This is a genomic window from Anabaena sp. 4-3 (assembly GCF_001597745.1).
Lineage (GTDB): Bacteria > Cyanobacteriota > Cyanobacteriia > Cyanobacteriales > Nostocaceae > Trichormus.
In genome coordinates, this window is sequence record NZ_LUHJ01000061.1 from 319,296 (window position 1) to 344,803 (window position 25,508).

At 42.0% G+C, this 25,508-nt stretch carries 26 protein-coding genes, 1 tRNA gene and 1 pseudogene; 20 read left to right on the top strand and 8 right to left on the bottom strand.

Annotated elements, in window-relative coordinates; genetic code table 11:
- Positions 1-384 precede the first annotated feature (384 nt).
- The 3 genes from A3775_RS16480 (at position 385) to A3775_RS16490 (ending at position 2,424) form a co-directional block, all read left to right on the top strand.
- The gene (locus A3775_RS16480) at positions 385-897 is read left to right on the top strand and encodes an inorganic diphosphatase (protein WP_066375063.1); all 513 of its coding nucleotides are present in this window, start codon (positions 385-387) and stop codon (positions 895-897) included.
- A gap of 229 nt (positions 898-1,126) precedes the next feature.
- The gene (gene panD, locus A3775_RS16485) at positions 1,127-1,510 is read left to right on the top strand and encodes an aspartate 1-decarboxylase (RefSeq protein WP_066375058.1); all 384 of its coding nucleotides are present in this window, start codon (positions 1,127-1,129) and stop codon (positions 1,508-1,510) included.
- A gap of 11 nt (positions 1,511-1,521) precedes the next feature.
- Entirely contained in the window at positions 1,522-2,424 is a 903-nt protein-coding gene (locus tag A3775_RS16490; protein WP_066375057.1) for an MBL fold metallo-hydrolase, read from the top strand.
- A 290-nt stretch (positions 2,425-2,714) separates the two neighbouring features.
- Here the strand turns inward: A3775_RS16490 and A3775_RS16495 are convergent, their stop codons facing one another.
- The gene (locus A3775_RS16495; protein ID WP_066425886.1) at positions 2,715-4,331 is read right to left on the bottom strand and encodes an iron uptake porin; all 1,617 of its coding nucleotides are present in this window, start codon (positions 4,329-4,331) and stop codon (positions 2,715-2,717) included.
- A gap of 381 nt (positions 4,332-4,712) precedes the next feature.
- Here A3775_RS16495 and A3775_RS16500 point away from each other — a divergent pair, with 381 nt between their 5' ends.
- Together A3775_RS16500 and A3775_RS16505 are read left to right on the top strand one after the other, a co-directional pair.
- Complete coding sequence (locus tag A3775_RS16500) at positions 4,713-5,669, top strand: metal ABC transporter substrate-binding protein (protein ID WP_369817220.1); 957 nt, start codon at positions 4,713-4,715, stop codon at positions 5,667-5,669.
- 95 nt (positions 5,670-5,764) lie between these two features.
- A complete protein-coding gene (locus A3775_RS16505) occupies positions 5,765-6,541 on the top strand; it encodes a metal ABC transporter ATP-binding protein (RefSeq protein ID WP_066375054.1) in 777 nt (258 codons plus the stop codon).
- A 125-nt stretch (positions 6,542-6,666) separates the two neighbouring features.
- On the opposite strand, the gene A3775_RS16510 is transcribed toward A3775_RS16505, so the two are convergent.
- A complete protein-coding gene (locus tag A3775_RS16510) occupies positions 6,667-7,029 on the bottom strand; it encodes a helix-turn-helix transcriptional regulator (protein ID WP_066375052.1) in 363 nt (120 codons plus the stop codon).
- A 144-nt stretch (positions 7,030-7,173) separates the two neighbouring features.
- On the opposite strand from A3775_RS16510, the gene A3775_RS16515 reads away from it, so the two are divergent.
- From A3775_RS16515 to A3775_RS25085, 3 genes and pseudogenes are all read left to right on the top strand, one after another.
- Positions 7,174-8,043: a metal ABC transporter permease gene (locus tag A3775_RS16515; RefSeq protein ID WP_156481661.1), complete on the top strand. Its 870-nt coding sequence runs from the start codon at positions 7,174-7,176 to the stop codon at positions 8,041-8,043.
- Positions 8,044-8,130: 87 nt separating this feature from the next.
- Positions 8,131-8,203 (top strand) — tRNA-Phe (locus tag A3775_RS16520).
- 230 nt (positions 8,204-8,433) lie between these two features.
- A pseudogene (locus tag A3775_RS25085) lies at positions 8,434-8,655 on the top strand (Arm DNA-binding domain-containing protein); the annotation flags it as partial.
- A 169-nt stretch (positions 8,656-8,824) separates the two neighbouring features.
- Here A3775_RS25085 and A3775_RS24720 read toward each other — a convergent pair.
- On the bottom strand, positions 8,825-8,962 hold the full coding sequence (locus A3775_RS24720; RefSeq protein WP_197480180.1) for a hypothetical protein: 138 nt from the start codon (positions 8,960-8,962) through the stop codon (positions 8,825-8,827).
- A gap of 46 nt (positions 8,963-9,008) precedes the next feature.
- Between A3775_RS24720 and A3775_RS16530 the strand changes: the two genes are divergently transcribed.
- From A3775_RS16530 to A3775_RS16545, 4 genes are all read left to right on the top strand, one after another.
- Positions 9,009-10,133, top strand: coding sequence for an RNA-guided endonuclease TnpB family protein (locus A3775_RS16530; protein WP_066425891.1), 1,125 nt, complete (start codon positions 9,009-9,011; stop codon positions 10,131-10,133).
- A 414-nt stretch (positions 10,134-10,547) separates the two neighbouring features.
- Positions 10,548-11,567: an ABC transporter ATP-binding protein gene (locus A3775_RS16535; RefSeq protein ID WP_066375042.1), complete on the top strand. Its 1,020-nt coding sequence runs from the start codon at positions 10,548-10,550 to the stop codon at positions 11,565-11,567.
- A 106-nt stretch (positions 11,568-11,673) separates the two neighbouring features.
- Complete coding sequence (locus tag A3775_RS16540) at positions 11,674-12,561, top strand: ABC transporter permease (RefSeq protein WP_066425892.1); 888 nt, start codon at positions 11,674-11,676, stop codon at positions 12,559-12,561.
- Between the two features lie 30 nt (positions 12,562-12,591).
- On the top strand, positions 12,592-12,966 hold the full coding sequence (locus A3775_RS16545) for a hypothetical protein (protein ID WP_066375036.1): 375 nt from the start codon (positions 12,592-12,594) through the stop codon (positions 12,964-12,966).
- A 54-nt stretch (positions 12,967-13,020) separates the two neighbouring features.
- Here the strand turns inward: A3775_RS16545 and A3775_RS16550 are convergent, their stop codons facing one another.
- Entirely contained in the window at positions 13,021-13,461 is a 441-nt protein-coding gene (locus A3775_RS16550; RefSeq protein ID WP_066375034.1) for a peroxiredoxin, read from the bottom strand.
- Positions 13,462-13,622: 161 nt separating this feature from the next.
- On the opposite strand from A3775_RS16550, the gene A3775_RS16555 reads away from it, so the two are divergent.
- The 3 genes from A3775_RS16555 (at position 13,623) to A3775_RS16565 (ending at position 16,000) form a co-directional block, all read left to right on the top strand.
- Positions 13,623-14,027 (top strand): Npun_F0494 family protein, encoded by a 405-nt coding sequence (locus tag A3775_RS16555; protein ID WP_066375026.1) that lies wholly within the window; start codon positions 13,623-13,625, stop codon positions 14,025-14,027.
- 243 nt (positions 14,028-14,270) lie between these two features.
- Positions 14,271-15,746 carry a cobyric acid synthase CobQ gene (cobQ, locus tag A3775_RS16560; RefSeq protein ID WP_066425893.1) on the top strand — a complete coding sequence of 492 codons (1,476 nt, stop codon included), beginning with the start codon at positions 14,271-14,273 and terminating at the stop codon, positions 15,744-15,746.
- Between the two features lie 14 nt (positions 15,747-15,760).
- The gene (locus tag A3775_RS16565; RefSeq protein ID WP_066375014.1) at positions 15,761-16,000 is read left to right on the top strand and encodes a 2Fe-2S iron-sulfur cluster binding domain-containing protein; all 240 of its coding nucleotides are present in this window, start codon (positions 15,761-15,763) and stop codon (positions 15,998-16,000) included.
- A 156-nt stretch (positions 16,001-16,156) separates the two neighbouring features.
- Here A3775_RS16565 and A3775_RS16570 read toward each other — a convergent pair whose 3' ends face one another.
- The 3 genes from A3775_RS16570 to A3775_RS16580 all read right to left on the bottom strand — a co-directional run bounded on the left by A3775_RS16570 (position 16,157) and on the right by A3775_RS16580 (position 18,550).
- Positions 16,157-16,600, bottom strand: coding sequence for an SRPBCC family protein (locus tag A3775_RS16570; RefSeq protein ID WP_066375012.1), 444 nt, complete (start codon positions 16,598-16,600; stop codon positions 16,157-16,159).
- 43 nt (positions 16,601-16,643) lie between these two features.
- The gene (zds, locus tag A3775_RS16575) at positions 16,644-18,083 is read right to left on the bottom strand and encodes a 9,9'-di-cis-zeta-carotene desaturase (protein ID WP_066375010.1); all 1,440 of its coding nucleotides are present in this window, start codon (positions 18,081-18,083) and stop codon (positions 16,644-16,646) included.
- A gap of 302 nt (positions 18,084-18,385) precedes the next feature.
- Positions 18,386-18,550 carry a ribbon-helix-helix protein, CopG family gene (locus tag A3775_RS16580; RefSeq protein WP_066375008.1) on the bottom strand — a complete coding sequence of 55 codons (165 nt, stop codon included), beginning with the start codon at positions 18,548-18,550 and terminating at the stop codon, positions 18,386-18,388.
- A gap of 597 nt (positions 18,551-19,147) precedes the next feature.
- Here A3775_RS16580 and A3775_RS24725 point away from each other — a divergent pair.
- Complete coding sequence (locus tag A3775_RS24725) at positions 19,148-19,309, top strand: hypothetical protein (protein ID WP_197480181.1); 162 nt, start codon at positions 19,148-19,150, stop codon at positions 19,307-19,309.
- 746 nt (positions 19,310-20,055) lie between these two features.
- Here the strand turns inward: A3775_RS24725 and A3775_RS16590 are convergent.
- A complete protein-coding gene (locus A3775_RS16590; protein WP_066425895.1) occupies positions 20,056-21,693 on the bottom strand; it encodes a DUF6930 domain-containing protein in 1,638 nt (545 codons plus the stop codon).
- A gap of 323 nt (positions 21,694-22,016) precedes the next feature.
- Here A3775_RS16590 and A3775_RS16595 point away from each other — a divergent pair, with 323 nt between their 5' ends.
- From A3775_RS16595 to A3775_RS16610, 4 genes are all read left to right on the top strand, one after another.
- A complete protein-coding gene (locus A3775_RS16595; RefSeq protein ID WP_066374998.1) occupies positions 22,017-22,373 on the top strand; it encodes an iron-sulfur cluster assembly accessory protein in 357 nt (118 codons plus the stop codon).
- A gap of 119 nt (positions 22,374-22,492) precedes the next feature.
- Complete coding sequence (locus A3775_RS16600; RefSeq protein WP_066374996.1) at positions 22,493-22,915, top strand: tetratricopeptide repeat protein; 423 nt, start codon at positions 22,493-22,495, stop codon at positions 22,913-22,915.
- A gap of 160 nt (positions 22,916-23,075) precedes the next feature.
- Positions 23,076-23,321, top strand: coding sequence for a hypothetical protein (locus A3775_RS16605; RefSeq protein ID WP_066374993.1), 246 nt, complete (start codon positions 23,076-23,078; stop codon positions 23,319-23,321).
- A 142-nt stretch (positions 23,322-23,463) separates the two neighbouring features.
- Positions 23,464-25,137 carry a bifunctional serine/threonine-protein kinase/formylglycine-generating enzyme family protein gene (locus A3775_RS16610; protein WP_066374986.1) on the top strand — a complete coding sequence of 558 codons (1,674 nt, stop codon included), beginning with the start codon at positions 23,464-23,466 and terminating at the stop codon, positions 25,135-25,137.
- The last annotated feature ends 371 nt before the right edge of the window (positions 25,138-25,508 follow it).

Sequence of the window (25,508 nt, forward strand, 5' to 3'; positions counted from 1 at the left end):
GCCAGCATTTTTGTATGTAGATCAACAACCATGAGCTAAATCTGCGTTCTTGGCACAGATTTAGTGTTTTTTGTGCATTCAGGGGGCAGATCCTTCTCAGGAACTAACGGAAAGCGTTGCGATGTTTGTCGTAACGCTTTTTAATTTGGGTGGGTTTAGGGGTGTAGGGGAGATGAGGAAGCAGGGGGGCAGAGAGAAACGGGGAAAGTTCTTTCCCCCTGCAAAGAACCCCAATTCTTCTTTTCCAATCCCCAATCAAGAGTCAAGAGTCCCCATTCCCGAATTTTGAATGAGAGAATTTTGAATTGATGTGTCCATCTAGGCCATAAAATTCTACACGGGGAGTATGTTCCCCATACACACTTAGATACCCAAAAGATTTTTATGGACTTATCCCGTATTCCAGCCCAGCCAAAACCCGGTGTAATCAACGTTCTGATTGAAATTGCCGGCGGAAGTAAAAATAAATACGAGTTTGACAAAGACTTACAAGCCTTTGCTCTAGACCGGGTACTGTATTCTTCGGTAAAATATCCCTATGATTATGGTTTCATCCCTAACACCCTGGCTGATGATGGTGATCCTTTAGATGGTATGGTTATCATGGATGAGCCAACTTTCCCCGGTTGTATCATTCCTGCAAGACCGATTGGCTTCTTGGAAATGGTTGACGGTGGCGATCGCGATGAAAAAATTCTGTGTGTACCAGACAAAGATCCACGCTACGCTCACGTAAAATCCTTGAAAGACATAGCACCACACCGTTTAGACGAAATTGCTGAGTTTTTCCGTAGTTATAAAAATTTGGAAAAAAAAGTTACTGAAATTCTCGGTTGGCAGGATGCTGACAAGGTAGCTCCTCTAGTCGAAACGTCGATCAAAGCTTATAAAGGATAGTGGGCAATTGGTAATGGGTAAGACTAAAGTAAAAAGTGAACCAGTAAAACACAAAATCCAGATAAATTTTACTGTTGACTTTTACTTTTGACTTTCCCAATTACCAGTATCTCAACTGATCATGAGTTGAGTTGAACAAGCCGAAACAGAACTCACTCCAGTCACATAACAGCAAACACACTTGTGCTGGTTGCGAATTCCACAAATTGCCACATAACCTCAAACCGAAATGCAGCGTACTATCCTTTTAGCAAAAATTCACAATTGCACCCTCACCGGAGCAAACATCAATTATGTAGGTAGTATTAGCATCGATAAAATTTTGTTAGAAAAAGCTGGCATCTTACCATACGAGCAAGTGCAAGTAGTGAATAGTGCTAATGGTGAGCGGTTCATTACTTATGCTATACCAGCACCAGCCCATTCAGGAATTATTGAATTAAATGGGGCTGCTGCCCGTCTAGGCATGATCGGCGATCGCGTGATTATAATGACTTACGGGCAGTTCACACCAGAAGAGTTAAAAAATTACACTCCTACAGTAGTCATTGTGGACGAACACAACCGACTTTTAGAAGTGCGACACTATGACGACCTGCTCACTAAGGTCTAAATTGAAAGAAAATGTCAAATCTTGAGCTGTCAGGTTCCCAGGTCTACCTATCTGAACAGTCTACTAAATCACCAAGTAACTTAGCGGGTGATTTTGTAGTCAAATTTTGGGGTGTCAGGGGTTTGATTCCCACCCCAGGTAGCAACACCGGCCGTTATGGCGGTAACACTGCTTGTGTAGAAATCCACGTAGCTGGTAAAAACTTAATTTTTGATGGTGGTACTGGTTTACGCATCCTGGGGAAAACTTGGCAGCACTTGCAACAGCCAATACAAGCCCATTTATTTTTTACCAATTCCCAGACAAATCGCATTCAGGGGTTTCCCTTTTTTGCACCCGCCTTTATTGCAGAAAATTCGTTTCATATTTACGGTGCGGCTGCTTCCAATGGAGCCTCTATTAAACAATGTCTGTATGACCAAATGCTGCAACCATATTTTCCCTATCCTCTACAGGTAATGCAGTCGGAATTACAGTTTTACTATCTCACTCCCAGTAGTGAAGTTAAGTTAGATGATGTCACAATTACCACAAAATTAATTAATCAGACTCACCGTTCCATTGGCTATCGGGTAAGCTGGCAAAACTATCATGTTGCTTATGTGACAGATTTAAGTAACCGCATAGAGCAAATAGAACGAGAGAATATTTTACAACTTGTTCAAGATGTGGATTTACTCATTGCTAATGCCACTTACACCCCACCAACATCCCATGATCATGACTGTGCGGATACCCTTTGGCAAGTTGCCGTAGAAATAGCTCAGAAGGCAAATGCGAAACAGTTAATTATTTCTCATCATCACCCAGATGACGATGATGATTTTCTCGACAAGGTACAAAAGGAAGTAAATCTAGCTTTCCCCAATACACTATTAGGCTCTGAAGGCTTAGTATTACCTATCGCTAAGTAATTCGCATCACAGCATCCTCACTGCTACCAGAAAACCGTTTCTCCTATATCTCTCCCCAATGACTTTTTGAATTATTCTGAAAGATAGAGGTTAACTTTTGTCAGGGTTATCTTTTTTTAATAAATTTTTTCTAAAAAAGTGTGTACCCTGTTACAATATTGTTAAGAAAAGTTGCCCGTTGCATTTTGGGAACTCGCAACCGGGTTTTAACTCTATTGAGAAGACAACGCGAATTAATTTTTTAAGACCAGCTGTGGGAAGCTGGTCTTTTTTTGTGTTATTTGGGAAAATTAGAAACTAAAGGTAGTTCTCAGCGCACCAATCACCACATTATCATTGTTATCGTTATGGTCTGGTGCTGTCAGCCAGATAACTCCGGGTGTGATAGTGATATTGTCACTGACCTTATATTGATAGAATGCCTCAATATGGTAGGAAGTATCTCTATCTTCCGGCACGGCGGCAACGTTGGAACTGGTAACTTTTGGTTCCATACCGACGATAATACCGCCTAAGTTACCTTTTTTACCCAGGTCGGGGAAGCCTAGAGTAACGGCATAGTTCCAGATGTCAATATCTCCACGTTGTCCTGTTAAGGTGCGGCTTGTTGTATAGCCAGCCCAACCACCTAGTACCAATTTATCACTGAGGCCGATGGATGCTTGAACACCGTAAGAATTGCTGGAATATGCTACATCTGTTAGTCCTTGGGCTGTTGCTAAATCTTGGAAGGTTGCAGCATTACTACCTGTGAGTAGTGGCTGTTTGTAGGAGTTGATATATGTTAATCCTACGGTGAAGCGATCGCTCGGTTTAACTGTCAGCTGTGCCAATGCACCATAAGCACCATCAAATAACCCATTCTTCGGTGTTGGGTCATTAGCTGTAGGAGTCAAATAACCTAAACTTAATGCCAATCTATCACCAAATTGATGGGTAACACCTAATCCTGTCCCACCGATCTGACTATAAATTGGGTTACGTGTACCAAAGGTAGATATAGCACCAAAACCACCATCTCCATCAAACAAGTTGACGGTGCTGGTGAGGTCGTCTGCTGCACCTGCGTTAGCAATTAATTTTACTTCCGTGTTCTGGCTTAAAGGAAATCCGTACCATAAGGCATCTATAGCAGCGTTATTATTGGGTGCAGCACTAGCAAAAAACAGGTTGCCTTCTGGGGTGTTAATGGTAGGAGTAAAGATATTATTCGCTTGGATTCTGGTGAACAGAGTATCTTTACCTGTAAAGCTGGTGACAAATTCTACCCTTGCCCTGTATCCCAGAGTCGTATTATTGTCTGTAATTTCCGCATTGTTAACGCGATCGCCTGACAATACATCACTCACCACGCCGACAACTTGTCCTTGTAGTTTGGTGGTGGTGGAAAATTGATTGGCTTCTAACTCAGAAGTTCTAGCTTCTAGCGCGTCTACTCTTCCTCTAAGTGTCGCCAGTTCTGCGGAAAATTCTTCTTGTAGCTTTTGCAGTCTCGCTAAATCTTCTCTTGTTACCAGATCAGCTGTAGCGGTAGCAATTAATTCATTCACCCGGTCAAGACAAGCGTTCAAACCAGCCGCGAACTCGTATCTTGTTAAGGCACGATTACCACGATATGTCTGATTCGGATAACCTGCTATACAACCATATCTTTCTACCAATGATTGCAATGCTTGGAAAGCCCAGTCTGTGGGCTGGACATCTGATAGTTGCGATACTGATGTCACTTGCGCCAAGTCTTGCTGTTGAGAGTTACTTTCAGACTTAATCTCTGGATTGGCAACGCTGGAGGTTGGATTTATTTCTGTATTAACAGATACTTCTTCGGCAAAAGATTGATTACCAAACAGCAGTATCATACTGCAAAATACTGGGCTAGCCAGCAAATATTTCCATGAAGTTTGCATTTTTCTCCTCACACCTATTTCAAACTTCTTTTAGCTTGGTTATACCTTTACCAAGCTATTGACAGCATCTATTTTTTTACAACTATTTTTCAAATATTACCAGCACTGAGCAAATTTTGTCACAAGAAAAATCAATAATTCATCATTTATTAAAAATATATAACTTAATATTTATTAATATTTTTTGGGGCAAATAGTCCAGTAGTCACCACCTACCAACCTTGTTGGTGGTAACAAACAAGGTTGAGGGAAATTTTATGAGAATGAGAATTATTATAATTTACAGTATAATCAGTGTTGGCATTTTTGCGGGGGAAAACTGTGATTCGGAATCATGTCGGACTGAGAAAAGGTAGACTACAAAATGGGCTTCTATCCTTAATGACTTTGCTAATGTTGTCATTGGCAGTTGGCTGTAACCAATCAAATACCAATCAGGGAACAGCTACCGAACAGTCACCAACAGCCCAATCAGCCGCCCAGCCATCAGTACAACAGCCGAAGACTAAAGTAGTAGCGACAATTTTACCCATGTATTTGTTTACCAAAGCGGTGGCTGGGGATGCCGCAGATGTAGAACTTTTAATACCGCCAAATGTGGATGTACATGAGTATCAAGGGACACCAGCAAATGTCCAGGCGATCGCTCAAGCTGATGTATTAGTCAAAAATGGGTTAGGATTAGAAGAATTTCTTACAGATATAGTCAAAAATGCCCAAAATAGCAAATTAAAAGAAATTAACGCCAGTGCTGCCATTAAACCGGTAAATGAAATCTCACCAGTTGTCAAAGCTACAAAAAGCGAACACAGCCATGACCATAACCATGCGGAAGGTAATCCCCATGTTTGGCTAGATCCGGTTTTAGCAAAACAGCAAGTCACAAATATTCGTGATGGATTAATTACTGCTGACCCAGCTAATCAAGCTACTTATGAAGCTAATGCGGCGGCTTATATTCAAGAATTAGAAAATCTGAATAACGAATTTCAGCAGACATTACAAAAAACGCCTAACTGTACGTTTGTCACCTTTCATGATGCCTATCCATATCTAGCACAAAGGTATAACCTCAAACAAGTAGCTGTAGTAGAAATTCCTGAAGATCAGCTTTCTCCCGCCGATGTGCAGAATACCATAAATGCAGTTAGAAAGTACAATGTTAAAGCCTTGTTTGGCGAACCAGGAATAGACAATAAATTACTCAAGAGTTTATCCCAAGATTTGAAGTTAACTTTGCGATCGCTCAACACTTTGGAATCTGGCGAACAAAACCCACAATATTATTTCGAGGCGATGAGAAGCAACTTACAAAATCTAGCAGCAGCTTGTCAGTAACTATTAGTTCTTAATTATCCATCATCACAACCACGTCGCAGCAATTCGCATCTCAAAACGGCGTAAGCTAAGTTACCAACTAATCACCCAGGAAGATGACATCGCCAATTCTCAAAGTTGAGGGATTAACTGTATATCAAGGTAGTTATTTAGCTATTCGGGATGTTTCTTTTGAAATCATGCCAGGTACGGATACAGCTATAGTAGGGCCTAATGGTGCTGGTAAAAGCACTTTGGTAAAAGCAGTTTTAGATTTAATTCCCCGCAGTAGCGGTAGGATTGAAATTTTTGGTCGTCCCATAGCTAGGCTAGGAAGTTTACGCCATCTTTTAGGTTACATGGCGCAAAATTTGATTTTTGATCGCAGTTTTCCCATTTCTGTGAAGGAGTTGGTAGGGCTAGGATGGGTATCTCAAGACCAAAATCAGCATAATTATTTCTTTTTATCTAGACTAGGTACCCAAAACCGAGAGAAATCAATAGCAGTTACGGAAGCTTTAAGGCGAACTGATACTTACCATTTGCAAAATCAAGCTATTGGGACTCTCAGTGGTGGACAACTGAAGCGGGTGTTGCTAGCTTATTGTTTGGTGATGCCGAGAAAACTCTTGATATTAGATGAAGCCTTTGCTGGCGTTGATATGCAAGGTGCAGCAGATTTTTATGCTTTACTGCATGAATTAAAGCAACAAGAGGGTTGGACTGTATTACAAGTTTCCCATGATATTGATATGGTCAGTCGGCACTGCGATCGCGTCCTGTGCTTAAACCAAACCGTTGTTTGTACTGGGCAGCCAGAAGTTGCGCTTTCCCCACAAAACCTGTTAGCAACTTATGGGCCTGGATTTAGCCGTTACCAGCATCATCACTAAAGATTCTTCCCAGACTCTTGTAGGATGCGTCAGAGTAGATTATTTGCTAACTCTCGACAGATTTGTGACATCTGACGCACCCTACTAATGTACCAGTAGCGTCAGTCCTGATTCTGCAAACTTGATTATTCATCTTTTTCATCTAAGTGTTCAGCTACCGCCTGATAAAGATGAAAAATATGATTATCGTGCAGACGATAAAACACATTTCGTCCTTGTTTGCGGTAACTCACTAAACGCATAGCCCGTAAGTTGCGTAGCTGATGCGAAACAGCAGATTCACTCATTTCTAGTAATGCGGCTAAATCGCCTACACACAGTTCTTTTTTCGCTAAAAAAGACAGAATTCTCAGGCGATTTGCATCTCCCAAAAAGCTAAAAAAATCTGCCATGCGCTGGGCTTTGTCAGTAGTGAGAACCTCATCTGCTAATTTTTGCTCAATACTACTATCGATATCTATACTCCACCTGACTTTCGATTGAATCATTATGGTTAATTGAACTCAAATCATTTATATGAAAAAATGTGAAGAATAATTTGATTTTTTGTTGAGAAATTTGTGCTTAATCCTATAAACATAAATAATTATATACTCTATATTGACTATTAAAAATTGTAAAAATATAACTTGATGTATCGAATTTATGATTACCAGATGAATTGGTTAGCTGTAACCAGTGGGTCTGACTTGATGAGTTTGTTACAGTTTCCCTTTATGCAGCGTGCGATCGCCGGTGCGGTGTTGATGGGTGTGCTGGGGGGTTTGCTAGGCGGTTTTGTGATTTTACGACAGTTATCATTTTTCAGTCATGCTGTTAGCCATGCAGCCTTGGTAGGTGTAGCCTTGGGAGTGCTGCTACAGTTAAATCCAACTTGGATGCTGTTGCCCTTTACGTTGGTTTTTGGTGTGATAGTCCTGTACGTAATTGATAAAACCGATTTAGCCAGCGATAGCGTACTCAGTATCATTCTCTCAGGAGCATTAGCGATCGGTGTGATTCTTGCCAGTCTTATTCAAGGGTATCGCGGTAACTTAATGGGTGTGTTGTTTGGCGATATTCTGGCTATAGATACCACAGACTTGATTTTGACGCTGCTTGTGCTGGTAGCCAGTAGTATCTTCTTACTATCAACCCTCAGACAGCAAATTTTGTTAACCCTCAACCTAGATGTAGCAAAAGTCCAAGGTATTCCCGTCCAACTTTACCGCTATGGGTTTGTAGTCTTGCTGTCATTAGCTGTAGCTGTAGCGATTAAAGCTGTGGGGGTTTTGCTAGTCAACGCCTTTTTAGTCATACCTGCTTCCACAGCCAAATTAATGAGTCACCACTTTAGCCGCTTTCTCTGGATATCAATGATAGTCGGTTCGAGTAGCAGCATTGCGGGTATAGTCGTATCCGGTGCTTTTAACCTCGCATCAGGCCCTAGTATAGTGCTTGTCCAGTTTCTTTTATTCGTGGCTGTTTTCACCTGGGTTAAGTGGCGTTGGAAATCAGCATAATTTTTTTCCGCAACCCCTTGTCAAATCATTTTTAGTTCGCTAAGATTAGTAATCGTGGCAAGCAAATAAAGCAAACAAAAAGCCCTCGCCGGGATAGCTCAGTTGGTAGAGCAGAGGACTGAAAATCCTCGTGTCACCGGTTCAAGTCCGGTTCCTGGCACTCCTCAAAACCCCTTGAAACTAAAGGTTTCAAGGGGTTTTTGATTTATAGTTAGTGGGGTTGGAAACCAAAATTGGGTGTAAATTGGGTGTAAATTGGGTGTAAAAGACTGAGATTTAGAGAACAGATGTAGTGTTTAGGCTGGCTGGAAAGCAAAATTGGGTGTAAATTGGGTGTAAATTTGGGTGTAAAAGAGTTAGAGTAGAAGCATAATTACACCTTTTAAAGCGATGTTCTCTCAGACTTCTACAGATCGGGCATCTAGGGGTTCTGTCTCCATCATTAACTCTCATGAGCGGTTGCAGTTAAGGTTCAGATATGAGGGGAAGCGTTATTACATATCTACGGGTTTAACTGATACACCAAGTAACCGAAAATTAGCTGAAACTAAGGCATCTGAGATTGAGCAAGATATACTCTGCAAGGAATTGGACTTAACTCTACAGAAGTACCAACCTCATTCTGTTCTGAGTACGATTACATCCATTACACCCATCAAGAAGCCCAAACCGGATTTAGACGAACTTTGGGAGAAGTATAGCGAGTTCAAAAAACCTCAAGTTAGTCCTAGTACCTTCGCTAAAGATTTTACCAAGAAACTGGGTCTAAAGCCTCGTCCTTCTAGGACGGCTTTTCTTCCTGAAGTCTATCAATCCAGTCTTCAATTAACTGAGTCATTGTTTTGCGTTTTTGCTTGGCAACCCTTCTGAGTTTTTCAAGCCTTTCTGGATTAACTCGAATACTTAATCTTTCTTTCATTGAATATATCTACCCAATGGCTATCCAGTTGTGCTATAAGGATAGCATGAAAACACTAAAGTTTAAGCTGTACGAACACAAAAGGAATAGATACCTCAAACGGATGATTAACACCGCAGGGGTAATCTACAACCATTGCATCGCTCTACATAAACGGTACTACCGGATGTGGGGTAAACACTTAAACTGTGCAAAATTTCAGTCACATATTGCCAAATTAAGAAAACATAATTCTTTTTGGCAATCAGTAGGTTCTCAAGCAGTACAAGATATTTGCCAGAGAATTGAAAAAGCATACCAATTATTCTTTAAACACAACAAAAAAGGAGTTAGACCACCGGGATTTAAAAAGGTCAAAAAGTACAAATCATTCACCCTTAAACAGGCTGGTTATAAATTTCTGGGTGGGAATAGAGTAAAAATTGGAAACCGGATATATCAATTTTGGAAGTCTAGAGAAATAGAAGGGAAAATTAAAACACTGACCATTAAACGGACTGCATTAGGTGAAATGTTTATGGTTATTGTAGTCGATAATGAGCCAGAACCAGAAATCAAATCAATGACTGGTAAAATAGCGGGGTTTGATTTTGGACTTAAAGCTTTCCTAAACTGCTCTGACGGAACTAAGATTGATTCACCGGAATTTTTAAAACAATCTCTAAACACCATCAAGAAAGCCAGCAAAAATCACTCCAAAAAGATGAAAGGTTCAAACAACAGAGAAAGAGCTAGAAAGAATTTAGTTCGTAGACACGAAGATGTTTGTAACCGCAGACGTGATTGGTTTTGGAAGTTAGCTCACATCTTAACTAATAAGTTTGATATTTTGTGTTTTGAAACCCTGAACCTCAAGGGAATGCAACGACTTTGGGGTAGAAAAATATCAGACTTGGCTTTTGGGGAATTTCTGAAAATACTAGAATGGGTTGCCAAGAAGAAAAATAAACAAGTAGTTTATATAGACCAGTGGTATCCATCAAGTAAAACTTGTTCTTGTTGTGGCTATGTTCTAGAAAATCTAGATTTATCTGTTAGACAGTGGCGTTGTCCATCATGTAATTCCGTGAATGGACGTGATGAAAATGCTGCTAAAAATATTCAAATGGTTGGGGCATCAACCATTGGGTTAGGTGATGTGAGACTGGCTATGCCAGCAATCGCTGTTTGACCCCAGAATCCCCACCCTTTTAGGGTGGGGAGTATGTCAACAGTCCAAAAGGAAAATTTCTCGACCAACACAACTTTTCTAATCGTGCATGGAAGACAATCTTAGCTAAATGTGGGATTTCCTATCGTAAGAGCTACCAGACACGACATACTTTTATCAGTTTGTGCGTAGAGTCACATATTAACAGCACAGCAATCGGGCGATGGACTGGAACATCCACAAAGATGATAGACAAGCACTATGCTGCTACTAACTTTACAAATTTGAGACCACCTGAACTTTCCTGAAGTACCCCGACCTGTTTAGCTAAACTCGCTAACCTCAAGCAGTAGTATCAAGGCGATCGCTTTCACTTCGCACCACTCCACTAGAATAGATATATATTGCGAATTGTATAGTTAGGGATTAGCTGTGATGGCTCCCGCCGTTTTAATTCAAAATCTACAAAAACGCTACGGCACTGTTGAAGCTGTCAAAGACGTATCCTTTCAAGTAGAGTCAGGAGAAATCTTTGGTTTACTAGGCCCTAACGGTGCTGGTAAAACAACCACTCTGCGTGCTTTGTGTACCCTCACAACTCCAGATGCAGGTAAAATCGAAGTATCTGGGATTTCTGTATTGGATAACCCCAGAGTAGCCAGACAACGGCTAGGCTATGTAGCTCAAGAAGTCGCCTTAGATAAAGTGCTGACTGGAAGAGAACTGCTGCAATTGCAAGCCGCCCTTTATCATCTCCCAGGCGCAGTAGCCAAACAGCGAATTGAGACAGTTTTAGACTTACTCGGTTTACAAGAATACGCCGATAAAAAAACCGGAACTTACTCTGGCGGTTTACGCAAGCGTCTAGACTTGGCGGCTGGGTTACTTCATGCACCGGATGTTTTGGTGCTAGATGAGCCGACTGTGGGACTTGACATAGAAAGCCGTTTTGTGGTATGGGAATTCCTGCGGAAGTTGCGGGCGGCTGGGACAACGGTGGTGATTACCAGTCATTATCTCGAAGAGATTGACGCATTAGCCGATCGCGTCGCCATTATTGACCGTGGTGTTGTCATCGCCAATGGTACACCCTCACAGTTAAAAGACAAAGTAGGGGGCGATCGCATCACCTTACGTATCCGCGAATTTTCCCCCACCCAAGAAGCAGAAACAGCCAAAGCCCTGCTACAAACCTTGCCATTTGTCCAAGAAATCATCATCAACACGGCTCAAGGTAATTCCCTCAACTTGGTAGTCCAACCGCAAAATGATGCCTTGATTACCATTCAGCAATCGCTCAATGATGCAGGTTTACCCATTTTTGGCATTGCTCAATCCCGTCCCAGCCTAGATGATGTTTATCTGGCAGCTACAGGACGCACCCTTTTAGATGCAGAACTAGCAGCAGTCGCCAACCGTGATCCTAAAGCTGAGAAAAAGCAGAATATGAGATAGGGATTGGGGACTGGGGACTGGGGACTGGGTGATCAATACCCTATTCCCTATTCTCTATTCCCAATGCCCAATGCCCTATTCCCAATGCCCTATTCCCAAAATCATTATGAGTGTAACCCCTAAATCTGATATCAATTGGCAACAAATTACAGCACCTCAAGACTACTCACCTGCTGCACCTAACTTTTTGGGTGAAATAGTCCAAGAAACCCTGGCTTTAACTCGTCGTTTATTTATTCAATTACAACGCCGCCCCTCGACTTTATTGGCTGGGATTATTCAGCCTGTAATGTGGTTGGTGTTGTTTGGTGCGTTGTTCCAAAATGCACCTAAAGGTTTATTTGGCAGTACGACAAATTACGGACAGTTTTTAGCGGCTGGTGTCATCGTATTTACCGCCTTTGCTGGGGCTTTAAATGCTGGCTTACCTGTGATGTTTGACCGGGAATTCGGCTTTTTGAATCGCTTGTTAGTCGCTCCTTTAGCTTCCCGGTTTTCCATTGTCTTCGCTTCGGCAATCTTTATTGTCAGCCAAAGCTTACTGCAAGCAGCCGTAATAGTTGGTGCAGCAGCATTTCTCGGCGCAGGACTACCCGATGTAGCGGGATTGGGTGCGATCGCACTCATCGTATTTCTGTTAGCCTTGGGTGTAACAGCAATTTCTTTGGGTTTGGCTTTTGCCCTACCTGGACACATTGAATTAATTGCTGTAATTTTCGTCACTAACCTGCCCTTACTGTTTGCCAGCACAGCCTTAGCACCTTTATCTTTCATGCCCAAGTGGTTGCAAGTTGTCGCTACCCTCAACCCTCTGAGTTACGCCATTGAACCAATTCGCTATCTCTACACTCACAGTGAGTGGAGTTTAGGAAACGTAGTCATGCAAGCTCCTTGGGGTGATATTACCTTTGGTGGCGCATTATTAATCTTGTTCGGCTTTGCTGTAGTAGCTTTGTTGAGCATTCAGCCCCAACTTCGCCGAACTCTTGCATAAGATAAAAGCAGGATGGTGTGAAAGGAATCTATGCAAAAATCAATTTCAACAGTTACTAAACTTTTCTTAGCCAGCATCGCTGGTATTACCTTTGCTTCCCAGCCTAGCTTTGCTCAACTAGGCACTGTCGATGCTGGTGGCAATAATTCAGAGCAACAAAATAATCTCGACTTTAGCTCTGGCAATTTCAATATGTTTAACCTGATACATCAAGCCACCTTCGGCACTAGCTCATGGAATGCTAGTCAGCAAGGTGAACAACTTGATGAAGCAGCAAAAGCATTCCGAGAGAGGCAAAATCAAGCCATTGGCAATAATCAGCAGCAGGGACAGACACCCGCTATTTTGCCCATCATTATCAAGCCCAGCGTTACCCAACCAGTCGTTACACCCCCAGCCCAGTGATGAGTAATGAGTGCTGAGTCAGAAGTAAAAATACTACTCAGCACTCACCACTAATTAATTCAATCCCAAAGCAGCTAACACATCGCTAGCATGGGTGGATGTATTGACACTGGCATCAACATGAATGATTTTGCCATCAGGCCCGATAACGTAGGTGACACGCTTGGCATAACCACCACCATCAACATCATAAGCTTTGATGAGAGTTTGGTTGGTGTCAGCCAATAGAGGGAAATTCAGATTATATTTTTGAGTAAATGCCTGATGAGAAGCTTCATCATCAGCACTGACTCCAAACACAACTACATCTTTATTTTGATAATCTGCTTTGGCATCCCGGAAGCTACAAGCTTGCTTAGTGCAACCAGGGGTGTCATCTTTCGGGTAGAAATATAAAACAACAGTCTTTCCAGCAAAATCAGATAACGAGACGGTGTTACCGTTGGTATCTTTGACGGTAAATGCAGGTGCATCTGTACCAACCGCTAGAGGCATAATGAACCTTTCCTGTTTTAAATGTTTGATGACTCTGAAATTTTACAATAATTTACAATAATTAAATAACTTTATGAAACAACTAGAGGCGGGAGAGGAAGCAGAGGAAACAGAGGAAGAAATTCTTTCCCAGTCCCTTCCAGTCCCCAATACCCAAAACTATGTCTATTGTTGACTCTCAAAATTCCAAAATCCTCACCTATCCACCCAGCAGCGTAGCTAGAGCCGAGCGATCGCTGATTTGTTCTCCGTTCAAGCTAGAATTATTTGAAACCATGCGTCGCCAGAGTGTACCTTTAGGTGCGATCGCCTCCGAAAATGGTGTAAAAAATAGTTACAGTAAAAAACCACTCTCAGAATTGGCTTGCGATAACGCCTTGGGTTGGTTAATCGAAGTCGGTATATTAAGGCGCGAAGTTGACGGACAGGGTATTACAGATAGTTTTCGCCTCACACCTTTAGGACATCAAATCGTAGAAAAATACCAAAGTCAAAACTTACCTAATCCCTCATGGCGCGATCGCCTATATAATGCCATCACTCGCTGGTTGCGATCGCCATTTTAGAACTAACCACAAAAGAGTTAGGTTGAAGTATTTTCAGGGAAAGAAATCTTCAGAGAAACATCAACTTATGAATAAATTCTCTACCATATTCATCTAACTGCATGGGTGAGATTGTGCAACTGGGTTGCGTAGTTGATTCAATTTGAGGCAGAATTTCCGCCTTCGGATTAAGATAGTAGCTGCCCAACTTCTATATTATCCCCCAAATATCTCACCCAATCTTCTGAATAACTCAAAGTAGCTATGAAATCAATTATGGTAGTGGGGACAACCTCCCACGCAGGGAAATCACTGATAACTACAGCTATTTGTCGCATTTTGTCGCGGCGTGGTTGGCGAGTGGCTCCCTTTAAAGGACAAAATATGGCTTTAAATGCCTATGTTACAGGCAGTGGGGGAGAAATAGGCTACGCGCAAGCAGTCCAAGCTTGGGCGGCAGGGGTGATACCTTGGGTAGAAATGAATCCAATTTTGCTCAAACCCCAAGGTGATATGACATCCCAGGTAATCATCAAAGGGAAATATGTAGGTAAAGTGAATGCGGCTGACTACTATGAGCAATATTTTCAACTAGGTTGGCGAACCATTGAAGAATCACTACAGCATTTAAGCACAGAATTTGATTTAGTAGTTTGTGAAGGTGCGGGTAGCCCAGCAGAAATTAACCTCAAGCACCGAGACTTAACTAATATGCGGGTAGCAAAATATTTGAATGCCCCCACCATATTAGTAGTTGATATTGACCGTGGTGGTGCTTTTGCCCATGTAGTCGGTACCTTGGAATTATTAGATCCAGAAGAACGCCAATTAATTAAAGGTATAGTAATTAACAAATTCCGAGGACAGCGATCGCTCTTAGAACCGGGGATTAAATGGTTAGAAGAACGGATAAAAATACCTGTAATTGGTGTTATACCTTACCTGCAAGAAATTTTTCCCGCAGAAGATTCTCTAGATTTGTGGGAACGTAAAACATCGAAAACCCAGGGCGATGTTAACATCAGTGTGATCCGCTTACCCAGAATTTCTAACTTTACCGACTTTGACCCCCTAGAAGCAGAACCAACAGTTGCCGTAAAATACGTTAGTCTCAAGCAAGATTTAGGACACCCAGATGCAGTCATTATTCCTGGGACAAAAACCACAATTGCAGATTTAATACTGCTGCAAAAAAGCGGCATGGCAGAAGCCATACAAAACTATGCAGCTTCTGGGGGTACAGTTTTGGGAATTTGTGGCGGCTACCAAATACTAGGACAAATGATTGCTGATCCTGAAGGATTAGAAGGGCAAGCTGGTAGATTTACGGGTTTGAATCTCTTACCAATTAAAACAATCATTACAGGACAGAAAACTGCCCGTCAGCGTCAAGTTAGCTCAAATTTTCCGCAAATGGGCTTACCAGTTACCGGGTTTGAAATTCATCAGGGGCGATCGCGTGTTGAGTTACAAGCAGATAATCAAGCCTATCAACCTTTATTTGATGATGCTAACCTAGGCTTAGTGGATAGCTGTCAATCAGTTTGGGGTACATATCTCCACGGACTCTTTGATAATGGCCCTTGGCGACGTGCTTGGCTAAATCGGCTGCGTCAACAACGAGGCTTAAAATCATTACCCACAGGCGTGGCTAACTACCGAGAACAACGCGAACAAATGCTAGACAATCTCGCCACTGAAATTGAAAACCACCTAGACTTAAATCCCTTGTTATCCTAATTGGACTGTATTTCATGAATGTTCGTGTCCGCTTTTTACCAGATGATGTCACCGTTGATGCAGAAGTAGGAGAACCCCTATTAGATGTAGCTGAACGGGCTGGGGTGTTCATTCCTACTGGTTGCCTCATGGGAACTTGTCATGCTTGTACAGTAGAACTAGATGATGGAGATACCATCCAGGCTTGCATTACATCTGTACCACCCCAAAACCCAGAATTAACCATCAATTTATTCAGTGATCCTACTTGGTAATTTTTCTCAACTCGCAGCAAACCCTCAGCGTACCTCTGCGCTTACCTCCGCGCTCCTCTGCGTTTAAATTTCCACTGAGAAAATTGTGGTAATTAGTGAGAGGGTTGGGTCTGATACTTTAACCCAACCCTCAAAATTATCCTGATTCCGAGTCAACTAATTCGCTGTTTGCTTGAGAGCATATTCCCGAAATCTCTCTAAATCTTCCTGAATTGTCGATTCCACGGCTCGCCCCAAAAACAGGTTATCCATAATTTTGCCAAGAATACCGGGAATAGCATAAGAAACGGTCATCTTGACAATACTGCTACCGTGGCGATCATAAAAGCGGATAGCTCCCTGATTAGGCAACCCATCCACTGATTCCCATTGAATGATTTGATGGGGAACTACCTTGAGAATGCGAGATTTCCAGGTAAATTCTAAACCACCAGTATTCAGTTTCCAAAGGGAAATGTCGGGATTTTCTGGTGGCACCTTGACTGAATCAATCCACTTCATCCATTTGGGCATTTGTTCCAAGTCAGCCCATAGACTCCAAACTAAATCTATGGGTGCTTCTACTTCTATCTGTACGCTATGTTCTAGCCAGTTAGCCATTACTTTTTGGTGTTGAGATTTGGTTGGGTTAGTAGCTCTAACTCTATTGTTTAATATTTTCCAGAATGGCTTTTGCTGCCCGTCGTCCTGAAATTGTCGCTCCTTCCATGCTGTCGATGTAGTCTTGTTGAGTGTAACTACCTGCGAGGAAGAAGTTAGGTACTGGGGTTTTTTGGTTAGGACGATACAAATCCATTCCTGGTGCTTCTCGGTAGAGAGACTGAGCTAGTTTCACCACGCTATACCAAGTCATGTTTAATTCCCGTGATGAGGGGAATAATTCATGCACTTGTTTAAGGACGTGTTGGGCGATCGCTTCGTTACTTTCTTTAATAAATGGATCTCCCGGTGTCAGCACTAACTGTAACAATGACCCTTGTCCCGGCCGATAATAATCACTGGGGCTAGTTAAAGCCAAATCAGCAAAACAAGAAAAGTCAGCATCAGCAGTATAAAGCAAGTTATCTATGCCCACCGCATGATCCAGTTGTTGACGCTGCTGGGCATCTTGCAGTTCTGTCACCCAACCATCAAATCTTAACTGTACAGTAGCAACTGGTACTGCATCTAATTTATATATATTGTCGAATTCTGACCACTTACGCCATTCCTGTGGCAAAATCCGTTGAATTCCTGGCACATCGCAAGCGCAAACGTAAGCATCAGCTGTAATTAATTCTGTAGTCTCCCCTTGGGCAACTACTATGCCAGTTACGTGAGTTTTTCCCTCTACTTCCGTAAACTGAATTTCCCGGACTTGGCGACGAGTATAAACTTTTGTGCCTCTAGCTTCTAAATATTTCAGGATGGGTTTGTGTAGATATTCGTCGGGGGAACCTTCCAACATTCGCAGTACAGACGCTTCGCTTCTGACTGCGAAGAATTGGAAGATGGTTAACATACAACGGGCAGAAATGTTTTCACAGTCAATAAATCCCAAAGCGTAAGCGATAGGATTCCACATTCTTTTGATACTGCCCTGACTGCCGCCGTGGCTGCGGAACCAATCCGCAAAACTTATTTTATCTAAGTCGCGGATGGTTTTCATCGCTCCTTCAAAGTCTACTAACCCCCGAACAATGGGGCTAGTACCGAGAGCGATCGCATTTTGGACTTTATCTTGTAAAGAGAGTTGAGAAGTCGTAAAAAATGCTTTCAACCCATTAAAAGGCGCGCCCGTAAAAAAGCGAAAATCTAAAGCACCAGTACGCCCGCCTTTGTTGATAAAAGTGTGGGTATGTTCTTTGAGGCGTAAATGGGAAAACGCTCCCACTTTTTGCATTAGCTCAAACAGTTGGTAGTAGCACCCAAAAAATACGTGCAATCCCATTTCTAGATGATTGCCATCGCTATCAACCCAACTGCCAACTTTACCCCCAACAAACGGACGGGACTCAAAAATCTGGACTTCACAGCCAGCATCAGCTAAATCCATTGCGGTTGCTAGCCCAGCCAATCCCGCACCTACAATTGCAACGCGCATTCCGTTCTTCCTTATCAGTTTCTTTACAAATTGTAACTGGGTTGGTGTCGGAATTTGCTACTGATATCTCGTAACCCTGTATTTACAGGGACGGCAAAGTTATGCGCCTGATGCTCAATCTACTTGTCTTACTGCTACACAAAGCTTGGCTAAACTTATTTGAGTCTCACCATTCCTCTAGAAATGAATCACTTCTAGAGACAATCTTGTTAGTCAAAGCAGACTAAAAAGCATGAGTAAGTCTTTATTCACAAGTCAAAAGTTGTGCAGCCATGACATCAAAACACCTCCTATCTACATACCTATTTGTTTTCATCTGATATCGGTAAGCTTCTAATCAGTTCGCGAATCACATCAGTTGCTGGTCTACCTGTCTGTTGACAATATTTTTCCAGCTTTTCTGCTTCTTGTGCTGCTAAATTAACGGTGATGCGTTTAACGGCCCATTTTTTATTAGTCATTATCATGCTATTTGCTGTGTATTGACATCATCAAAAAACAACTAACTTGAAGATGAAGACGATAAGATTAACAGAATTTGCCGCAAGAAACAAGTGATACCGTTCATACGTAAAATCTTTCTTTTGTGAAGTTTTGCCGGTTTTTTCAAGGAAATAGAATAACTCTCTACGAATGTCACGAGTTTAATCGTACAGACTCCCTATTTAACGGGATGACTTTTGTCGTATGATTTTTAAGTCTGACTATATAAACTTAAGCAATGAATTTTAGCTAATTAGTTTGCATATCATCTATCTCTCCCAAGTTTTTGCTGTTCCCAAGCTGGTGGATTGTGATTCTCTCAAATCATATAGAGACACTGGAATAGAAACATATTCTAGAAGTCATTCCTTAAAAGTAAATCCCAACAGAGCGATTACTCAGTTGGCTGGTAGTGTCTAATCTGCATATCCCCCTCATCGATGACTGCTTCTGAGTAAATACTGTTTGCTGCTTCTTGGGCGATTTTTTATCAGTTTAGACAACTGATTATAGCTCTGCATCCAGGTACTATTTAAAACTGACAAACTCATTGGAACACAATGTTTTGCACTTAGATAGCCATGATGAGTTTTTTTAGCTTTTGTTCCTGTTGTTTTGGCAAATTTCTGCGGATTTTTGAGGAATTCGCGTTGATTAAATTGCATCAGTATGAAGATAGCCAAAAAAAGACTAAAAATCTCTTCGTCTTTGCTGGCTATTCCCTAGTAGATGCTCAACCATAATTGTCAGTTACTTGTGCAACTAAAGTTAAATGGTTGACTTTATTTATTTATCTATAACTAGCTGCCGAATATCGCCATTCACTTTCATCATTAAATTCAGAAATTAGAAAAATCCAGTATCATGGTTTTAGGTGGTTGTTATATAGCTATTATAGCCATAATTTTTGGGCTTGAGAAAATATTTATGAACAGAGAAAATTGTAATTTGTGGGAATTTGCTCCGTAAATATCCAGATAAAAAGAGTTATTTTTATCTAAATTTCACAAATTCTTAGTTTAATCATCTCAGTTTCCGGTTAAATACTGAATATAAATTTATGAGTAGTTTAAAATTAGCTACTGACTGAGATATTTCTGAAGCAGTTCAGTTACTATCTAGCTACTGAAGTTACCCAAATAATTGGCAAAAATAACTAGAAAATGGGTAAGTTTATGAAAATTTTATGAAGTCATTAGATGATTAAATGGCCTATGTATTGAGGAAATAGTGTTGATTTTTGGGGAAAAATAATCAATCCTCCCACATCTATCACTCAGGGTGACAGATATTAGTCATATAACTAAGGCTAAAGCTGCTTGTGGGACTGAAATCAACTTGTAGGCCGCGTCAAACTTACGTGATATATACCGCGTAAGTAGTTTTTCAGAGCATACAGTAACTATAAGGACAGTGATAGCGGCTAAGAGTCAGTTAGCCGCTATCACAGATGAGGTAATTAAATTTAGCGATCGCTTTCCCCCGCATCCTATTCTGTTTCAAATTGGGGCATGAGTTGGAAAGTACCAATACCTAAATCTTTGGGGGAGAGCGATCGCGTCTCAAATAAAGCCATCATATCTCGCAATTGGGGATTGCCACGAGCCGCACCTGTCAAACCTTTGGCAATAATTAAACCACAATAACCCTTGGTATTCTTACAACGTTGATTCCATTTTTTTCTGGCTCCTATATGCACAGGATCATCGTCTAAGAATTCGCCAAACAAGAACAATTCACCATTGTGAGTTTGTAATAAACCTAAGTCGTAGCGATCGCCATCAAAAGGATCTGTCCCTGGATTAAAGCAAATCGCTTTTAACCCCCCAGCCGCTTCCAGATTTTCGATCACAGTCTTAGCCTTGGGGCGGGAAGTTTGGATTAATACCACTGGCAAGCCATCCCCCACTTGTTCAATGTCACCGACTGGATGATAATTCACACTTTCACGCAAATACTCCAGCATTTCCCAAGAAATCACGCCCAAGCTGAGAAAAGAGTCTTCTGGGATTAAGTCATCTCGCAAAGAATGAAACAGGGTTGAGCCTACACCATCAAGTTCTGACTCTGCCCCTTCCACCTCTGCCATCTCCTCTAATTCTGCTGCGAGTTCTGGCATGGTGGAGATAGTCACAGCCACCGATTTTGTAGATTCCTTGGGTTTAGGTAGAGAAATACGATAGCGATGACTGAGGCTAGGAAATTCGTCACTATACAGTTGACTACCGTGATCACGAATAAAGCGACAAATACTTTCTAAAGCCAGGAACATCACCTGGGCTTCTTCTTCATAGAGAACAGCACGTAGACCTTCTAAGGGGTGGATATTACCGAAATTTGGCGTAATTTCAGATACATCTGTATCTGCTAAATCATCAAATTCATCCTCATCATCAAAATCATCCTCACGTTCAAAAGTGAGAAACAAACAATCTTGCTTGAGAAAAGCTTCTTCTAAATGCGCTGGCGATTCGCCATCCTGTAAAACTGCCGACCGAAATCGTTTGAGGGAATCTTCGGAGCGATATAACAAAATGCCATACTCCATCCCCAGCATACCCATTATGGAGGCGTAGAGTGTGCCTACATCCCACTTATTAATTTCTATTGACAAAATTTGCTGTTCTTGTATGAATTCCCAAGGAGCAGTTTGCCAAATAGCTAATGCTTTATCTTCTAAAGCCTGGGCGTACTGTGGCGGTAAATCAGGGGTTTGACTGTCGATAATTTCGGCAAAAGAGCGAAATAATTCATCAATCAACGGTAATTCGGGAACATAGTCAATGGCGATATCTAAATCTTGCAGGACACCACGCAAGTAAAACTGGATTTCCCGATCCCTGACCACAATTCTTTGGGGTCGTGCTGGTTTAGCTGGACTGTGGGGGTTTTCCATTGCTCGCATCAGTGTGCGAACAATTGCTTCAGGGCCAGCGTCAGGAGATATTACGTCCATTCCCCGGACAATACCTTGTGAGCCATCTACCCAAAGAATACATTCGCCCTTGGCCTCTGAGTTGGTAGTTTCGGCAGCTGATAACAACGGACGGCGATCGCCCTCCCATATAGAAGGAATTTGGGTTAATTTCTTCAGCCGACGACTGGTAGAGCGATTCAAACTTGTCATAGAGTAAAATTAATCAAAAGAAGCAATTTAGGAGTAACCTGGTGGGAACGGCTAGCCAAGAAGCAAATTTTCCTAGCTTGACCTGAAATTGGTTGCGACTCAGGTTGCCACAGGGATGGATCTTTAAAAATACCGAATCTATAAACATACCGAGTCTCTCAATTCTAGAATAAAAATCTTTCAGTGCTTTGGCGCGAGTGTTGACAATTTCGCAATTAGCAACATCATTCTCGCTAGAATAAGTACAAAAACGCCAAACCAACCCACGGCAATCACCAGCCCCAAACAGGGTATCTTAGACTACTTAAGGAGTTGAAAACAAAATGACACAAGCAACCCAACCTCAACAACGCGGTATACAGTTGAGTGAAGCAGCTCTACGCCAAGTCAAGACTCTCCAACAGAAGCAAGGCTCAGACTTATGCTTACGGGTAGGAGTGCGCCAAGGTGGCTGCTCTGGGATGTCTTATATGATGGACTTTGAACAAGAAAGTAAAATCACTTCCCAGGATGAAGTTTTTGATTACGATGGCTTCAAAATTGTCTGCGATAAAAAGAGCCTACTATATCTTTATGGCTTAATGCTCGACTATAGCGATGCCATGATTGGCGGGGGTTTCCAATTCACTAACCCTAATGCTAACCAAACCTGTGGTTGTGGTAAGTCCTTTGGTGTATAGTCAACTGTCCACAGTTAAGAGTTTGCAGTCAATTTTGGCGGAATTTTTGACTGTAGACTCTTGACTTATGCCTAGTATTGACTATTGACTATTGACTATTGACTATTGATGAATATTGTATGACTCAAACAGTAGAATCCTTGTTTGATACAGGTTTGGAACGTTATAAAGCCGGAGAACCGGCGGCTGATTTAATTCCTGTGTTTAAGGAAGTGTGCGATCGCTCCCCTAAAGCCAGTGCTGCTTGGATTTGTTTAGCGTGGTTGTACCTACTGGAAAATAAACCCAACTTAGCCCTGAAAGCTGCCCAAAAAGCAGTCAAGTTAAATCCACAAGACCCCCAAGCCAGAGTCAATCTCGCTATAGCTATGCTGGAAACCAAAGAAAAAGGTGTGCGCCAACATATTGATATTGCACAGCAATTAATCACCATCAATCCAGAATGGCAGGAGGAAGTGCAAAATAGTATTGCAGATGGTTTCAGCCGTAAACCAGATTGGCAAAGTTTAGCAAAAGTTAAAGGCTGGTTGTTTGGGGAGTAGAGGATAGGGGTTAGGGGGACAAATCAATGCAAAATTCAAAATACCCTGCGGGAACGCCAAAGGCGTACAAAATTCAAAATTAAATAAATAAATTTTCCACAGAATTCTTGACTTTTGACTTGTTTATACCCAGTCCCCAGTCCCCAATACCTGATGAATTATGAAAGATAAACTCTTAAACTGGCTGAATTTGATTTTAGTCGCGGATGTATTTTTGGTGTTGTTTGGCTTTGCTTGGTTTGCGATCGCAGTTATGGGTGATGCAGCCGGAGTCAATCTCGGTCTGGATTTGTGGCACAAACTCTGGCAACCTGTGTTTAACCCGGCTATTGGTATCCTCATGGGCGGTGCGCTGCTGAGTGGGTTAATCAGTTGGGTATCCAAAAAGTTTCTTTCTAGTCAGTAGTCATTAGGCATTGACAAGAAATAGATCCCCGACTTCTTTGAGAAGTCGGGGATCTGGTTATGCGCGACACAAATATCACTTGCCGAACCACCGCAGAATTTGCCACAATAAAGCCAAATTCCCTGCTACTAAGTCAAAAATCATGCCTAGCAATGGTGACATCCTACGTAACCGCTATCAAATCATCAAGCTCCTGGGAAGTGGTGGATTCGGTGACACCTATTTAGCTGAAGATTTGGGAATACCTATTAATCCTAAGCCTAAGTGCGTGGTTAAGCGGCTGAAAACTCACAACCTCACAGCCGAGCAATTAGATTGGGTGAAAAACTCCTTTGAGCAGGAAGCGGTAGCTTTGTACACATTGGGTAATCTTCACCCCCAAATTCCCAAGTTATCAGAATATTTTCAGGTAGGGAATGAATTTTATTTAGTCCAAGAGTTTATTGACGGGTATGATTTAACAAAACTCATTACCCTTGGGAAAAAACTCTCTGAAACAGAAGTTATCCAGCTTTTAGCAGAAATTTTAGAAGTGTTGGCTGTTGTCCACCAACAGAATATGATTCACCGGGATATCAGCCCCAAGAATATCATGCGTCGTCGTCTGGATGGGAAAATCATGTTGATAGACTTTGGCGCAGTCAAGCAGATAGTATTTCAGAAGTCTGGGCAAACTAGCTTGACTATGGGGGTAGGGACACCTGGTTTTATGCCTTTAGAACAATTTAATGGTAAACCGAAATTAGCCAGTGATGTCTACGCCGTCGGGATGGTGGGTATTCAAGCACTCACAGGTATACCACCACATTTATTAGAAGATGATGAAGATGGTGAAGTAATTTGGCAAAAGCACGTCAGTATTGATCAGCGATTTGCACAAATATTGAACAAAATGATCAGTCGTCGTGTGGCTCAACGTTACCAAAATGCAGCAGAAGCTTTACAAGCCATACGCTTATTAAATCAACCTCTTGCTCCCACAATTCTCAAACCAACCCTACCCCTCAAAAGTTTTTCTTTTGAAGTGGTAACGGTAAATGCAAGCGGAAACATCACCAACCGCCGCAAGCAGGAAGCAAAATATTTTGCAGAAGACTTGGGGAAGGGTGTCACCTTGGAAATGGTGCAGATACCAGGGGGAACTTTTATGATGGGTTCACCGGAAAGCGAAAAAGACCGACGTTCAAATGAAAGTCCTCAGCATCAGGTGACAGTTCCCGGTTTCTTCATGGGGAAATATCCAGTCACCCAAGCACAGTATCAAGCAATGATGGGGAAAAATCCTTCTTATTTCAAAGGTGATAACAGACCTGTAGAAACAGTGAGTTGGGATGATGCGGTAGAATTCTGTAAAAAACTGAGTCAGAAGACAGGAAAAACCTACAGACTACCCAGCGAAGCCGAATGGGAATATGCTTGTCGAGCAGGAACAACCACGCCGTTTTATTTTGGCGAAACCATCACCACAGATTTAGTTAATTACGATGGTAACTATACCTACGGTGCTGCACCCAAAGGTAAATATCGTCAACAAACAACAGATGTAGGAATTTTTCCGCCGAACTCTTGCGGTTTATATGATATGTGTGGTAATGTATGGCAGTGGTGTCAAGATATATATAATAGTAGTTACCAAGGTGCGCCGACAGATGGTAGTGCGTGGTTAACAGGTAGAGATAATAACTCAAGGCTGCTGCGTGGCGGTTCTTGGCTCAACCATGCTAGGAGTTGCCGTTCTGCCTTTCGCTTTAGCTATGCGCGCCACTATCGTCCCTTCGATGTTGGTTGTCGGGTGGTGGGTGTGGCGGTGGACTGAGGATTCCTTACCCTTTACACTTCTTATTATTTTCCCTTCTTTTCTTATTCCGCCTGACGGCGGATCGAAATTTTTTCAAAATCTGGTGTCTTGATATTGAGAATATTATACGCTTCATTCTGGAAATTTGTCAACTAAACCGAGTGGCGGTGAAAGATGGTAGGGGTGGGAGCAATGCTCATCTGAAGGAGAATCAGCCCAAATTTATATGACTTACGCAATATTTCACCAAACCCCTGATGATTACGTAGGGGTAATACCCTACGGAAAGCCTTCGGCTACATGAATTACCCCTACTGACGTGGCAAGCTTAAAATGTTGCATTAAAACTCTCTTGTGGGATGGGCATCTTGCCCGTCCGGTGCGGGCAA

Coding starts and splice junctions, on each gene's coding strand:
- A3775_RS16500 (WP_369817220.1), top strand. CDS start 4,713: ATGACTTTGCTAATGTTGTCATTGGCAGTTGGCTGTAACCAATCAAAT.
- A3775_RS16490 (WP_066375057.1), top strand. CDS start 1,522: ATGTCAAATCTTGAGCTGTCAGGTTCCCAGGTCTACCTATCTGAACAG.
- A3775_RS16605 (WP_066374993.1), top strand. CDS start 23,076: ATGAAAGATAAACTCTTAAACTGGCTGAATTTGATTTTAGTCGCGGAT.
- A3775_RS16600 (WP_066374996.1), top strand. CDS start 22,493: ATGACTCAAACAGTAGAATCCTTGTTTGATACAGGTTTGGAACGTTAT.
- A3775_RS16595 (WP_066374998.1), top strand. CDS start 22,017: ATGACACAAGCAACCCAACCTCAACAACGCGGTATACAGTTGAGTGAA.
- A3775_RS16610 (WP_066374986.1), top strand. CDS start 23,464: ATGCCTAGCAATGGTGACATCCTACGTAACCGCTATCAAATCATCAAG.
- A3775_RS16570 (WP_066375012.1), bottom strand. CDS start 16,600: ATGGCTAACTGGCTAGAACATAGCGTACAGATAGAAGTAGAAGCACCC.
- A3775_RS16540 (WP_066425892.1), top strand. CDS start 11,674: ATGAGTGTAACCCCTAAATCTGATATCAATTGGCAACAAATTACAGCA.
- panD (WP_066375058.1), top strand. CDS start 1,127: ATGCAGCGTACTATCCTTTTAGCAAAAATTCACAATTGCACCCTCACC.
- A3775_RS16565 (WP_066375014.1), top strand. CDS start 15,761: ATGAATGTTCGTGTCCGCTTTTTACCAGATGATGTCACCGTTGATGCA.
- A3775_RS16550 (WP_066375034.1), bottom strand. CDS start 13,461: ATGCCTCTAGCGGTTGGTACAGATGCACCTGCATTTACCGTCAAAGAT.
- cobQ (WP_066425893.1), top strand. CDS start 14,271: ATGAAATCAATTATGGTAGTGGGGACAACCTCCCACGCAGGGAAATCA.
- A3775_RS16505 (WP_066375054.1), top strand. CDS start 5,765: ATGACATCGCCAATTCTCAAAGTTGAGGGATTAACTGTATATCAAGGT.
- A3775_RS16480 (WP_066375063.1), top strand. CDS start 385: ATGGACTTATCCCGTATTCCAGCCCAGCCAAAACCCGGTGTAATCAAC.
- A3775_RS16515 (WP_156481661.1), top strand. CDS start 7,174: ATGTATCGAATTTATGATTACCAGATGAATTGGTTAGCTGTAACCAGT.
- A3775_RS16530 (WP_066425891.1), top strand. CDS start 9,009: ATGAAAACACTAAAGTTTAAGCTGTACGAACACAAAAGGAATAGATAC.
- A3775_RS16555 (WP_066375026.1), top strand. CDS start 13,623: ATGTCTATTGTTGACTCTCAAAATTCCAAAATCCTCACCTATCCACCC.
- zds (WP_066375010.1), bottom strand. CDS start 18,083: ATGCGCGTTGCAATTGTAGGTGCGGGATTGGCTGGGCTAGCAACCGCA.
- A3775_RS16590 (WP_066425895.1), bottom strand. CDS start 21,693: ATGACAAGTTTGAATCGCTCTACCAGTCGTCGGCTGAAGAAATTAACC.
- A3775_RS16545 (WP_066375036.1), top strand. CDS start 12,592: ATGCAAAAATCAATTTCAACAGTTACTAAACTTTTCTTAGCCAGCATC.
- A3775_RS16535 (WP_066375042.1), top strand. CDS start 10,548: ATGGCTCCCGCCGTTTTAATTCAAAATCTACAAAAACGCTACGGCACT.
- A3775_RS24720 (WP_197480180.1), bottom strand. CDS start 8,962: ATGAAAGAAAGATTAAGTATTCGAGTTAATCCAGAAAGGCTTGAAAAA.
- A3775_RS16510 (WP_066375052.1), bottom strand. CDS start 7,029: ATGATTCAATCGAAAGTCAGGTGGAGTATAGATATCGATAGTAGTATT.
- A3775_RS16495 (WP_066425886.1), bottom strand. CDS start 4,331: ATGCAAACTTCATGGAAATATTTGCTGGCTAGCCCAGTATTTTGCAGT.
- A3775_RS24725 (WP_197480181.1), top strand. CDS start 19,148: ATGATGAGTTTTTTTAGCTTTTGTTCCTGTTGTTTTGGCAAATTTCTG.
- A3775_RS16580 (WP_066375008.1), bottom strand. CDS start 18,550: ATGATAATGACTAATAAAAAATGGGCCGTTAAACGCATCACCGTTAAT.